The 12,180-nt window shown below is 74.9% G+C and carries 8 protein-coding genes and 1 pseudogene; 3 read left to right on the top strand and 6 right to left on the bottom strand.

Features of this window, described 5'->3' with window-relative positions; all coding sequences use genetic code 11:
- Window positions 1–1,079, bottom strand: a pseudogene (locus tag AB0G14_RS13880) (GGDEF domain-containing protein); the annotation flags it as partial.
- A gap of 205 nt (window positions 1,080–1,284) precedes the next feature.
- Between AB0G14_RS13880 and AB0G14_RS13885 the strand changes: the two are divergent.
- On the top strand, window positions 1,285–1,662 hold the full coding sequence (locus tag AB0G14_RS13885; RefSeq protein WP_350704722.1) for a PH domain-containing protein: 378 nt from the start codon (window positions 1,285–1,287) through the stop codon (window positions 1,660–1,662).
- Between the two features lie 19 nt (window positions 1,663–1,681).
- On the opposite strand, the gene AB0G14_RS13890 is transcribed toward AB0G14_RS13885, so the two are convergent.
- Window positions 1,682–2,608, bottom strand: a complete 927-nt coding sequence (locus AB0G14_RS13890; protein WP_357697121.1) for a 2-hydroxyacid dehydrogenase — start codon at window positions 2,606–2,608, stop codon at window positions 1,682–1,684.
- A gap of 112 nt (window positions 2,609–2,720) precedes the next feature.
- Here AB0G14_RS13890 and AB0G14_RS13895 point away from each other — a divergent pair, with 112 nt between their 5' ends.
- Entirely contained in the window at window positions 2,721–3,896 is a 1,176-nt protein-coding gene (locus AB0G14_RS13895) for a PQQ-dependent sugar dehydrogenase (protein WP_357697123.1), read from the top strand.
- A gap of 58 nt (window positions 3,897–3,954) precedes the next feature.
- Window positions 3,955–5,514, top strand: coding sequence for a metallophosphoesterase (locus AB0G14_RS13900; RefSeq protein ID WP_357697125.1), 1,560 nt, complete (start codon window positions 3,955–3,957; stop codon window positions 5,512–5,514).
- A gap of 566 nt (window positions 5,515–6,080) precedes the next feature.
- Here AB0G14_RS13900 and AB0G14_RS13905 read toward each other — a convergent pair.
- The 4 genes from AB0G14_RS13905 to gatC all read right to left on the bottom strand — a co-directional run bounded on the left by AB0G14_RS13905 (window position 6,081) and on the right by gatC (window position 11,999).
- Window positions 6,081–8,438: a pyruvate dehydrogenase gene (locus AB0G14_RS13905; protein WP_357697127.1), complete on the bottom strand. Its 2,358-nt coding sequence runs from the start codon at window positions 8,436–8,438 to the stop codon at window positions 6,081–6,083.
- 205 nt (window positions 8,439–8,643) lie between these two features.
- Complete coding sequence (gene gatB / locus AB0G14_RS13910) at window positions 8,644–10,137, bottom strand: Asp-tRNA(Asn)/Glu-tRNA(Gln) amidotransferase subunit GatB (protein WP_357697130.1); 1,494 nt, start codon at window positions 10,135–10,137, stop codon at window positions 8,644–8,646.
- A gap of 13 nt (window positions 10,138–10,150) precedes the next feature.
- A complete protein-coding gene (gene gatA, locus AB0G14_RS13915; protein ID WP_357697132.1) occupies window positions 10,151–11,626 on the bottom strand; it encodes an Asp-tRNA(Asn)/Glu-tRNA(Gln) amidotransferase subunit GatA in 1,476 nt (491 codons plus the stop codon).
- Window positions 11,627–11,693: 67 nt separating this feature from the next.
- Complete coding sequence (gatC, locus tag AB0G14_RS13920; protein WP_350685712.1) at window positions 11,694–11,999, bottom strand: Asp-tRNA(Asn)/Glu-tRNA(Gln) amidotransferase subunit GatC; 306 nt, start codon at window positions 11,997–11,999, stop codon at window positions 11,694–11,696.
- Window positions 12,000–12,180: the final 181 nt, after the last annotated feature.

Consider the following 12,180-nt stretch of genomic DNA (forward strand, 5'->3'; position numbering starts at 1 on the left):
TCGGCGCAGGTCGGCATGGTGTCGACGCGGGCCGGCGCCGCCTCGGCGCAGGTCGCCGCGGCGTCGGCGCGCGCCGGCGCCTCCGCACGGGCCGGCGCGGCGGCGGGGGCCGGCGGTGCCGGTTCGCCTGCCCGGAGCAGGTCGCGGAGCACGAGCGGCGGCGCGACCGCGAGCGCGAGCAGCACGGCGGTGAGGTCCGGCGGCCCGTCGGAGCGGAGCTCCCAGCCGGTCGCCGCCACGGCCGCGGCGGCCGGGACCACCGCCCGGGGCCACACGAGGGTGGGCAGGGCCGACGGGTCGGGCTGCGGCCGGGCCGCCCGCCGCGCCCCCGCCGCGGTCAGCAGTACCCCGCCCACCAGCGGAGGTACGGCCAGCAGCGCCACCCGGACCGGCGACGTCCCGACCGGAAGCGCGGCCAGCGCCACCAACCCGAGCAGGGTGAGCGCCGCGCCGCCCCGGCACCGGGCGGCGCCGGAGCGCCGGTGCGGCCCGGTCAGCGCCGTGAGCACCGCGATCGCGAGCCCGCCGAGGGCCACCGCCGCCGCGAGCCGGGCCGGCGGGTCGAGGCGGTCGCGGGGCAGCAGCAGCCAACCGGCGAGGACCAGCCCGAGGCCGGCGGCGGTCGCGTCGAGGGCCCGCCGCAGCCGGACCCGGGCGGCCGGGTGCGGCCACCGCGCCTGCGAAGGCAGCCCGGCGGCGAAGAGCGGGGCGGCGACGACCAGCCCCGCCACGGCGACGGCGGGCCGGTGGCGGGGGTCGGCGAGCGGGAGGACGGCGGCGGCCAGCCCCGCCGTCACCACGGCGGCGTCGAGCAGCACGGCGACGCGACGGGGCAGCGCCGTGCGGCGGCGGGCCGCCCGGGAACGGCTGGGCGCCGGCGTGGGCGGGCCGACGGCCAGCCGGGACAGCCGCGCGCCGGCCAGCGCGGAGCCGGCGGCGCCCGCCAGCGCCACGACGGCCGGTGCCGGCATCCGGCCGGTCGCGCCGGCGAGCAGGAGCAGCGCGACGGCGGCGAGGACGAGGGTCTCCGGCACGGCCGGACGGCGGGCGCGGGCGTGGGACGGGTACGCGAGGGGCACGGCGGTCGCCTTCGTGAGGGGGCACGGGCGGTGCGGCGGTGCGGGGCGCCGGAACGAGGTGGGTCCGCTGCCCATCTATCGACAACGAGCGCGCAGGCACGCGGTGACGCCGAGGCGACAGTGGCCCTCGTCACTGCCAGCCGTCGGGTGGAGCCCGGCGCCGCCCGGCGCGTACCGGGGGCGGCGGGGGTGGGATCATCGAAGGGTGAGCAGCTCCGGCACCGTCCGCTTCCGGCACAACCAGGCGATCCTGGCCGCCGCGATCATCGCCTTCATCGGCGCCCTGCCGCTGGCCGGTGCCCGGTGGTACCTGCTGCCGGTGCTGCTCGTCCCGCTCGCCGTCGGGGTCTGGGCGTGGCGGGCCGGCACCGACGTGGACGCCCGCGAGCTGCGCCTGCGGGCGCTCGTCGGGCAGCGCCGGATCAGCTGGGACCGGGTCGTGGAGCTGGCCCCGGACGCACGGGGCCGGGCGGTGGCCCGACTCGACGACGGTCAGGCGGTGCTGCTGCCGGCCGTCCGCGGCGCCGACCTACCGCGGCTGGTCGAGGCCACCGGCCAGACCCTGCCCGACGTGGCCGGCTGACCCGACGCGCCGGCGCCGGTCAGTAGCCGTCCACGACCGCGTTGACCAACGGCTCGCCGGCCGCGAACCGCCGGACCTGCTCCCCGACCAGCCGGTACGCCCGCGGCAGCAGGCCGCGCACCGAGCCCGCCACGTGCGGGGTGAGCAGCACGTTCGGCATCGCCCACAGCGGGTGGTCGGCGGGCAGCGGCTCCGGGTCGGTGACGTCCAGGGCGGCCGAGATCCGGCCGGTCCGCAGTTCGGCGACGAGCGCGTCGGTGCGGGCCACCGGCCCGCGCGCGGCGTTCACCAGCAGCGCGCCGTCCCGCATCGCCGCGAGGAACTTCTCGTCGACCAGCCCCCGGGTCTGCTCGGTCAGCGGCACCAGCAGCACCACCACGTCGGCCTCGGGCAGCAGGCCCGGCAGCTCCTCGACGCCGTGCACCCCCTGCTCGGGGCGGGCGGTCCGGGCCACCAGGGTGAAGCTCACCTCGAACGGCGCGAGCCGGTCCCGCACCGCCGCGCCGATCGAGCCGGCCCCGACGATCAGCACCCGCTTGCCGGCCAGCTCATCGGTGGGGGCCACCTCCCCGTAGGCCCACTCGCGCCGGGCCTGCGCCCGGGCCAGGGCCGGGAAGGCCCGCAGCTGGGACAGGATCGCCGCGACCACCCACTCGGCGGTGGACGGATCGTGCACGCCCCGGGCGTCGCAGAGCGTCACCCCCGCCGGGATCCGGCCGGCCCAGGCGTCCGCCCCGGCGGAGAGGAGCTGCACCACCGCCAGGTCGGGCAGCTCGCCCAGCAGCGCGGTGGCGTCGCCGCCGGCCAGGAACGGCGGCACCCAGAACCGGACGCCGGCCGCCTCCGAGGGGAGCCGGGCGGGGTCCTCGACCACCTCGACGGTGACGCCCCGGGGCAGCTCCCCGAGGAGCGCGCGGCCGGACTCGTGCGGGATCCATACCTTCACGCCAGCCGACGATAGGCCCCCGGCCGGGCCGCCGGCCGGGCGGGGCGGATCGCGGCACCCGGTCCGATCCGTCGGCCCCGGTACGGCGCCCCGGCGGGCTACCCTGGGCCGGGTGAGCGCCCGTCCCCCGTACCCTCGCACCCGCCGCCTCCGGGCGGCCCTGGCGGCGTCGTGCGCGGCGCTGCTGCTCGCGACCGCCGGTTGCAGCTTCGGCGAGCCCGAGCCGGACCCGGCCGGCGAGCCGCCGACCTTCCCGACCCCCTCGACGACGGCGAGCGCCGGCGGCGCCGGCAGTGAGGTGGTCACCACCGTGCTGGCCAAGGGCCTGCGGGTGCCGTGGGGCATCGCCTTCCTGCCCGACGGCGCCGCGCTGGTCACCGAGCGGGACAGCGGCCGGATCCTGCGGGTCGGCCCCGAGTCGGGGCCCGACGGGCTGAAGGTCACCCCGGTGCAGACCGTCCCCGACGTGGCCGCGTCCGGCGAGGGCGGGCTGATGGGCATCGCCGTCTCCCCCGACTACCAGCGCGACAAGTCGGTCTTCGTCTACTACACGACGCAGCGCGACAACCGGATCGCCCGGCTGGAGCTCGACGGCACGCCCACCCCGATCCTCACCGGCATCCCCAAGGCGGGCATCCACAACGGTGGCGGCCTCGCCTTCGGCCCGGACGGCCTGCTCTACGCGAGCACCGGCGACGCCGGCGACCGGCCGCAGGCGCAGGACGTCAAGCGCCTCGGCGGGAAGATCCTGCGGATCACCAAGGACGGCAAGCCCGCGCCCGGCAACCCGTTCCCGAACTCCCCGGTGTGGTCCCTCGGCCACCGCAACGTCCAGGGGCTCGCCTGGGACCCGGGCAAGCGGATGTACGCCGTCGAATTCGGCCAGAACACCTGGGACGAGATCAACCAGGTCACCAAGGGGCGCAACTACGGCTGGCCGCAGGTCGAGGGGCGCGACGACGACAAGCGCTACGTCAACCCGATCACCCAGTGGCCGACGTCCGACGCCTCCTGCTCCGGGCTGACCGCCGCGGACCGGCTGCTGGTAACCGCGTGCCTGCGCGGCGAGCGGCTGTGGCTGGTCGAGCTGACCGACACCGGCACGGTGCTCGGCCAGCCGCGCGAGCTGCTGAGCGGGCGGTTCGGGCGGCTGCGGGCCGTGGCCGCCGCGCCCGACGGCTCGATCTGGGTGAGCACCTCCAACCACGACGGGCGGGGCGACCCCGCGCCCGAGGACGACCGGCTGCTGCGTCTGGTCTTCGCCGACGGCGGAGCCGGCCGGAGCTGACCCGACCGGCTCCGCCGGGTTTACCAAGATCCCTCACTGGGCAGGTCAGAATCTCAACATGGACGGGCAGGAGAACGAGCAGCACGAGCACCGGGACGAGGACGCCCCGGTGACCGGTGGTGCCCGCCGGGGCGACCCCGACCGGGCCGGCCGGCGCGCGCTCCGTGCGGCCGGGGTGACGCTGGCGGTCCTGGTCGTCACCCTGGTCGGGGTGGTCGTCGGCGTGCTCGCCGGCGGCCGGGTGAGCACCGACATCGGCCCGTTCCAGGCGGACCTCACGGTGGCCCCGGCGGTCAGCGGCAGCACCACCGTCGACATCCCTCCGCTGGGCGCGTTGCTGCTCGACAGCCACGACGGGCCGACGCACCTGACGGTCGAGCTGGGCGCGCTGGACCAGAGCCGCGTCCAGGCGCTGATCGACGACCCGGCCAGCATCAACCGGGCGAGCCAGACCGCCGTCGACGACGTCCGCGAGGGGGTGATGCGGCTCGGTCTGCGTACGCTCGCGTCGGCCGTGCTGGTGACCCTGCTGCTGGCCCTGCTGGTCTTCCGCGACGCCCGCCGGGCGGCCTGGGCCGGCGGGCTGGCGCTGGTGATCACCGCTGGCGGTCTCGGCACCGCCGCGGCGACCATGCGACCGCAGGCCATCGAGGAGCCGCGCTACGAGGGGCTGCTGGTCAACGCCCCCGCGATCGTCGGCGACGCCCGCCGGATCGCCAACGACTACACCCGCTACGCCGAGCAACTCCAGCACATCGTCGGCAACGTCAGCCAGCTCTACACCACCGTGTCGTCGCTGCCGGTCTACGAGCCGGCCCCCGGCACTACCCGGGTGCTGCACGTCTCCGACATGCACCTCAACCCGACCGGCTGGCAGCTCATCCGTACCGTCGTGGAGCAGTTCGGCATCGACGTGGTGATCGACACCGGTGACATCACCGACTGGGGCAGCGAGCCGGAGGCCTCGTTCGTCGGCTCGATCGGCCTGCTCAAGAAGCCGTACGTCTACATCCGCGGCAACCACGACTCGGGCCGGACGGCGGCGGCGGTGGCCCGCCAGCCGAACGCGATCGTGCTCAACAACACCACCACCACGGTCGCCGGGCTGACCATCGCCGGCATCGGCGACCCGCGCTTCACGCCCGACAAGAACACCTCGCCGGCGGGCAGCGGCCTCACCAAGCAGGTCGCCGACCAGGTGATCGGCGCCGGCGACCAGCTCGCCGTCACGGTGCGCAGCTCGCCGCGGCCGGTGAACATCGCGCTGGTGCACGACCCGGCCTCGGCCGGCCCGCTGTCGGGCACCTGCCCGCTGGTGCTCGCCGGGCACACCCACAGCCGGCAGGTGTCGAAGCTGCCGGAGGTGCCCGGGCAGATGCCGACCCAGCTGCTGGTGCAGGGCTCCACGGGCGGCGCCGGGCTGCGCGGGCTGGAGGGCGAGAAGCCCACCCCGCTGTCGATGAGCGTCCTCTACTTCGACAAGGACAAGCTGCTCCAGGCGTACGACGACATCACCGTGGGCGGCACCGGCCAGGCGCAGGTGAACCTGGAGCGGCACATCGTGGAGGCCCCGAAGGCGGGCGTCCCGGCCCCCGTCACCCCCACCCCGACCCGCTGACCCACACCGCCCTGCCCCTCGGCCGCCCCGCCCCCCGCGCCGCCCTGCTTCCGCGCCGCCCTGCCCCCGTGCCGCCCTGCCCGGACGCCCTGCCCGGACGCGCCCTGATCGGCCGTCTGTCGGTGGCCCCGCTCGGTTGCCCTGGTCCCCGACGTGTGGCATCCCCGCTCAAGGTCCGTTGCGTAGAGTAGCGACCTCCGCGCCGCAGCCAACCTCGTCCTCCGACGCTTTGCTCTGCACCCACCGACGCGCCAATAACCAGACGTAGCCAAAGCGTTGCCGCTCGCCAATCGAAGCTCCGGACGTCATCGCTGCTCAGAGGCCGTGTCGCGGATATGGCTGCAGAGCAAAGGGCGCGCACAGGTGCCGTGTCGCCCCGCACTGGCGGCTACGCTCCGCCACCTCGGACGCTGATTACTCTGGGCAACCTCGGCAGGGCTCGGGACCGCCCCACGCGCGGCCCCACGACGGCCCACGACCGCCCCACTCCGGCCCACTCCGGCCCACGCGCGGCCCCACGACGGCCCACGACGCCCCACGACCGCCCCACGGCGGCCCGTCGCGGCTCAGCGCAGGGACAGGGCGGCGAGGGCGGCGTTGACGATGCTGCCGGGCAGCAGGTCGTGCAGCTCGTACAGCTCGTGGACGCTGCCGGACTGGCCGAACTCGTCCACCCCGAGCGGCACCGCCGGGGCGCCGACCGCCGAGCCGAGCCACGCCATCGCGTGCGAGGCGGCGTCGTGCACGGTCACCACCGGCACCCGGTCGACGAACGCCGAGCGAAGCGCGCCGGGCACGCTCGGCACGGTCGCCGTGCGGACGCCCTGGCGCAGGGTGCGCTGCCAGGCCCGGTAGAGCCGGTCCAGCGAGGTGACGTCGACGACGTGCGCGGCGATGCCCTCCTCGGCCAACTCCGCCGCCGCGACGAGCACCTCCGGCAGCACCGCGCCGGAGGCGGCGAGCTGCACGACCGGGGCGTCGGCCAGGTGCGGGTACGCCTGGTGGGCGTCCACCAGCCGGTACGCCCCGGCGACCGCCTGCCGGCGCAGCACCGCGTCGCCGAGCCGGGCCCGGGCCGCCTCGAAGGGCGCCTGGTCGATCGGGCGGGTGCTGAGCCGGAAGTAGTACGCGCCGTCCTCGGCCGGCGCGGCCGTCGCCGGCGGGGCCGACCCGCCGGCGATCTGGCCCAGCGCGTCGCAGAGCAGCCAGTCCAGCGTGGCCGCGTACGCGGGTTCGAGGAACGTCACCCCCGGCAGCTCCAGGCCGACCGACGCGGTGATGGTCGACTGGTGCGCCCCGCCCTCGGGGGCGAGGGTGATGCCCGACGGGGTGCCGGCGACCACGAACCGGGAGCCGGAGTAGGTGCCGTAGAGGAACGCGTCGAGCCCGCGCAGCACGAACGGGTCGTAGACCGTGCCGACCGGCAGCAGCGGCTGGGCCGACAGGTCCCAGGCGAGGCCGAGCTGGCCGAGCAGCAGGAACAGGTTCATCTCCGAGATGCCCAGCTCGATGTGCTGACCGGCGGGGCTCTCCGTCCAGCGCAGCATCCGGTCCTCGGTCCAGGAACGCTGCTCGGTGGGCGCGAAGACGCCGGTCTTGTTGATGAAGCCGGCGAGGTTCGTGGAGGTGGCCACGTCCGGCGCGGTGGTGACCAGGTAGCGGCCGACCTCGGGGTTGCGGGCCAACTCGACCAGCACCCGGCCGAAGACCTCCTGCGTCGAGATGGGCTTGTTGGCGCGTACCCGCGTGGTCTCCGGGACGGTGACGCCCAGCGCCCGCTCGCGGGGCGCGCGGGACAGCGCCTCCCGGCGCTCGCCGGCCCGGATGCCGGCCGGGGACGCCGGGTCGAGGCGATCCCACTCGGTCCCCGGCGTCAGGCCGTGCGCGGCGCGCAGCGCGTCGACCTGCTCTGTGGTGAGCAGCGCCGAGTGGTTGCGCGGATTGCCGGCGATCGGCAGCCCCCACCCCTTCACCGTGTACGCGAACACCACGCTGGGCCGGTCGGTGACGGCGTCACACTGGGCGTACGCGTCGAGCATCGCCGCCATGTCGTGCCCGCCCAGGTCGGTGACCAACGGCCCCAGCTCGTCGTCGCCGATGTCGGCGATGAACGCCTCGATCCCGTCCGGCGCGCCGTCGAGGAACTGCTTGCGCAGCGCCGGCCCGGCGAGCCCGAACAGCGACTGGTACTGCTCGTTCGGCATCGCGTCGATCCAGTCGCGCAGCCGCTCCCCGCCCGGCCGGGCGTACGCCTCGGCGAGCCGGCGGCCGTACTTGACCTCGACCACGTGCCAGCCGGCGGCCTCGAACTGGCCCCGCCACTGGTTGATCCGCACCCCGGGCACCACCCGGTCGAGCGACTGCCGGTTGAAGTCGACCAGCCACATCACGTTGCCCAGGCCGGTGGTGGCCGGGTCGGCGACCGCCTCCCAGATGTTCCCCTCGTCCAGCTCGGCGTCGCCGATCAGCGCGACGAACCGGGAGTGCGGGCGGGCGCCGAAGTGCGCGTCGACGTAGCGCCGCGTCGCGGCGGCGAAGAGCGGCGCCGCCGCGCCGAGCCCGACGGAACCGGTGGAGAAGTCCACCTCGTCCGGGTCCTTGGTGCGCGACGGGTACGACTGGAGCCCGCCCCGGGCCCGCAGCCTCGTCAGGTACGACCGGTCTAGGTTGCCGAGCAGGTACTGGATGGCGTGGAACACCGGCGAGGCGTGCGGCTTGACCGCCACCCGGTCCTCGGCGTCGAGGTGCGCGAACCACAGCGCCGTCATCGCGGTGACCAGCGAGGCGCTGGACGCCTGGTGCCCGCCCACCTTCACCCCGTCGCCGGTGTCGCGGTCGTGGTTGGCCGCGTCGACGATCCGGGTGGCGAGCCAGAGCACCCGCCGCTGGATCTCGTCGAGGACGTCGAGGTCGGTTCGGTTCACGGTCGGCTCCAGGGGTCCGGCACGTCACCGTTGACGGCCGGTCGGGGGCGGGAACTGCGCGGGTACGCAGCTGAACTACGCAGATACTCAACCGCACTGCGCGGGTACGCAGCCGCCGCGCACAACGAACGCACGCGGCGGCTCGGGTGTAAGGAAGGGGCCCTTCCTATACAAAATGCGTTAGGAAGGTGCCCTTCCTTACACCTCAGGCGCCGAGGCGGGAGAGGATCAGCTCGCGGACGGTCTTGGCGTCGGCCTGGCCGCGGGTGGTCTTCATGACCGCGCCGACCAGTGCGCCGGCCGCGGCGACCTTGCCGCTGCGCACCTTCTCGGCGATGTCCGGGTTGGCGGCGATCGCCTCGTCCACGGCGGCGGTGAGCGCGCCGGTGTCGGAGACGACCTCCAGCCCCCGGTTGGTCATGATCTCGGTCGGCGAGCCCTCGCCGGCCACCACGCCCTCCAGGACGCTGCGGGCCAGCTTGTCGTTGAGCTTGCCGGCGTCGACCAGGCCCTGCAGCTCGGCGACCTGCGCCGGGGTGGCCCCGACGTCGGCCAGCTCAAGGCCGGTCTCGTTGGCGCGCCGGGACAGCTCGCCCAGCCACCACTTGCGGGCCGCGGCCGGGGACGCGCCGGCGGCGACGGTCTGCTCGATCAGCTCGACCGCGCCGGCGTTGAGCACGGACTGCATGTCCGCGTCCGACAGGCCCCACTGCTCCTGGAGCCGGCGGCGGTGCAGCCGGGGCAGCTCGGGCAGGGCGGCCTTCAGCTCGGCGACCCAGGCGGTGTCCGGCGCGAGCGGCACCAGGTCGGGCTCCGGGAAGTAGCGGTAGTCGGTCGCCGTCTCCTTGGACCGCCCGGGCGTGGTGTCGCCGGTGTCCTCGTGGAAGTGCCGGGTCTCCTGGGTGATCCGGCCGCCCGCGTCGAGCACGGACGCCTGGCGGATGATCTCCGACCGGACCGCCCGCTCGACCGACCGCAGCGAGTTGACGTTCTTGGTCTCCGTCCGGGTCCCCCACTCCTCGCCTGGCAGGTTGAGGGAGGTGTTGACGTCGCAGCGCAGCGACCCCTCCTCCATCCGCACGTCGGAGACGCCGAGCGAGCGGATCACGTCGCGCAGCTCGGTGACGTACGCGCGGGCCACCTCGGGGGCCAACGCGCCGGTGCCGGGGACCGGCTTGGTGACGATCTCCACCAGCGGGATGCCGGCCCGGTTGTAGTCGACCAGCGACTCGGTGGCGCCGTGGATTCGCCCGGTGGTGCCGCCGACGTGCAGCGTCTTGCCGGTGTCCTCCTCCAGGTGCACCCGCTCGATGCCGATCCGCACCAGCTCGCCGTTCACCTCGACGTCCAGGTAGCCCTCGAAGCACAGCGGCTCGTCGTACTGGCTGATCTGGAAGTCCTTCGGCATGTCCGGGTAGAAGTAGTTCTTCCGGGCGAACCGGCACCACTCGGCGATCGAGCAGTTCAGCGCCAGGCCGATCCGGATCGTCGCCTCGATGGCGGCCCTGTTGGCCACCGGCAGCGAGCCGGGCAGACCCAGGCAGACCGGGCAGACCCGGGTGTTCGGCGCGCCGCCGAAGTCGGTCGGGCAGCCGCAGAACATCTTGGTGTTCGTGCCCAGCTCGACGTGGGTCTCCAGGCCGATCACCGGTTCGTAGCGCGCGACGACCTCGTCGTACGCGGGCAGTGTCGTCGTCATCTGAGCTCCTGCCTCACAGTGCCGGTGGGGTGAACGTGCCGACCGCGCTCTCCAGCGCCGCGGCGACCCGGTACATCCGGTCGTCGGCCATGGTCGGGGCCATGATCTGGAAGCCGACCGGCAGCCCGTCGGAGAGCCCGCACGGCACCGAGATGCCCGGCCCGCCGTACAGGTTGGTCGGGATGGTGAACAGGTCGGCCAGGTACATCTGGTACGGGTCGGAGGTGCGCGCCCCGATCGGGAACGCCACGAACGGGGTGGTCGGCGAGATCAGCGCGTCGACCTGCTCGAACGCGGCCGTGAAGTCCCGGGTGATCAGGGTCCGGACCTTCTGCGCCTGCCCGTAGTAGGCGTCGTAGTAGCCCGACGAGAGCGCGTACGTGCCGATCATGATCCGGCGCTTGACCTCGGCGCCGAAGCCGGCCTCCCGGGTCAGCGACATGACCTCCTCCAGCGACCGGTTGCCGTCGTCGCCGACCCGCAGGCCGAACCGGACGCCGTCGAACCGGGCCAGGTTGGAGGAGCACTCGCTCGGGGCGATCAGGTAGTACGCCGGCAGCGCGTACGTGAAGTTCGGGCAGGAGACCTCGACGATCTCGGCGCCCATCTTGGTCAGCGCGTCGACCGACTCGCGGAACGCGGCCAGCACGCCGGGCTCGGCGCCCTCGCCGGTGAACTGGGTGACGATGCCGAGCTTCACACCGGTCAGGTCACCGGTCGCGCCCTGCCTCGCGGCGGCCACCACGTCCGGCACCGGCTGCGGGATGGAGGTGGAGTCGCGCGGGTCGTGCCCGCCGATCACCTCGTGCAGCAGCGCGGCGTCCAGCACCGTACGGGCGCACGGGCCGGGGGTGTCCAGCGAGGAGGAGAACGCCACCAGGCCGTAGCGGGAGGTGCCGCCGTAGGTCGGCTTCGCGCCGACGGTGCCGGTGACCGCGCCGGGCTGGCGGATCGAGCCGCCGGTGTCGGAGCCGATCGCCAGCGGCGCCTCGTACGCCGCGAGGGCCGCGGCGCTGCCGCCGCCGGAGCCGCCCGGGATGCGGCTCAGGTCCCACGGGTTGTGCGTCGGGCCGTACGCCGAGTACTCGGTGGAGGAGCCCATGGCGAACTCGTCCATGTTGGTCTTGCCGAGCATCACCGTGCCGGCGGCGCGCAGCCGCTGCACGATCGTCGAGTCGTACGGCGGGCGCCAGCCCTCCAGGATCTTCGACCCGACGGTGGTCGGCACGCCCTTGGTGGTCAGCACGTCCTTCACCGCGACCGGCACGCCGGCCAGCGGGCCCAGCTCCTCGCCGGCGGCGCGGCGGGCGTCCACCTCGCGGGCGGCGGCGAGCGCGCCCTCGCTGTCGACGTGCAGGAACGCGTGCACCCGGTCGTCCACGGCGGCGATCCGGTCCAGGTGCGCCCGCGTGACCTCGACGGCGGAGGTCTCGCCGGCGGCGACGAGCCCCGCGATCTCCGTCGCGGTCAGTCTGGTCAGGTCACTCATGCCGCCGCCTCGCTTCGCTCACCGGCGTCCTGCGCGCCGGACACACCGGGCCTGGTGATCCGCTCGCTCATGACGCCACATCCTCGTCCAGGATCCGCGGTACGCGGAACCGCTGCTCCTCGGCGTCGGGCGCGCCCGACAGCGCCTCCTCCGGGGTCAGCCCGGGCACCACGACGTCGTCCCGCAGGACGTTGGTCAGCGGCACCGAGTGCGAGGTCGGCGGGATGTCCGCCGCGGTGACCTCGCCGACCTGCGCGACCGCCTGGAGGATCACGTCGAGCTGGCCGGCGAAGGTGTCCAGCTCCTCCTCCGTGACGGCGAGCCGCGACAGTCGCGCCAGGTGCGCGACCTCCTCGCGGGAGATGGCGGCCATCGGTGCCCCCTTCGTGACGGTGTTGCCGGTCGGGCCGGTGCCGGCCGCGCGGCGATGTGCGTGACGCGCGGTGACCGGAGCGAGTCTATTGTTCCGTCCCGGCGGCGCGTCCCCGACTCCCCCTATGGGCGCGGCGCGCCGGGCCGCCGCCCCGTGGGAGGCATCCCGGCGGCGGGCTCGG

It is taken from the genome of Micromonospora sp. NPDC023814 (assembly GCF_040639595.1).
Taxonomy (GTDB): domain Bacteria; phylum Actinomycetota; class Actinomycetes; order Mycobacteriales; family Micromonosporaceae; genus Micromonospora.

Excerpts from the sequence above, each read along its gene's own strand:
- AB0G14_RS13900 (WP_357697125.1), top strand. The coding sequence starts at position 3,955 with ATGGACGGGCAGGAGAACGAGCAGCACGAGCACCGGGACGAGGACGCC.
- gatB (WP_357697130.1), bottom strand. The coding sequence starts at position 10,137 with ATGACGACGACACTGCCCGCGTACGACGAGGTCGTCGCGCGCTACGAA.
- gatA (WP_357697132.1), bottom strand. The coding sequence starts at position 11,626 with ATGAGTGACCTGACCAGACTGACCGCGACGGAGATCGCGGGGCTCGTC.
- gatC (WP_350685712.1), bottom strand. The coding sequence starts at position 11,999 with ATGGCCGCCATCTCCCGCGAGGAGGTCGCGCACCTGGCGCGACTGTCG.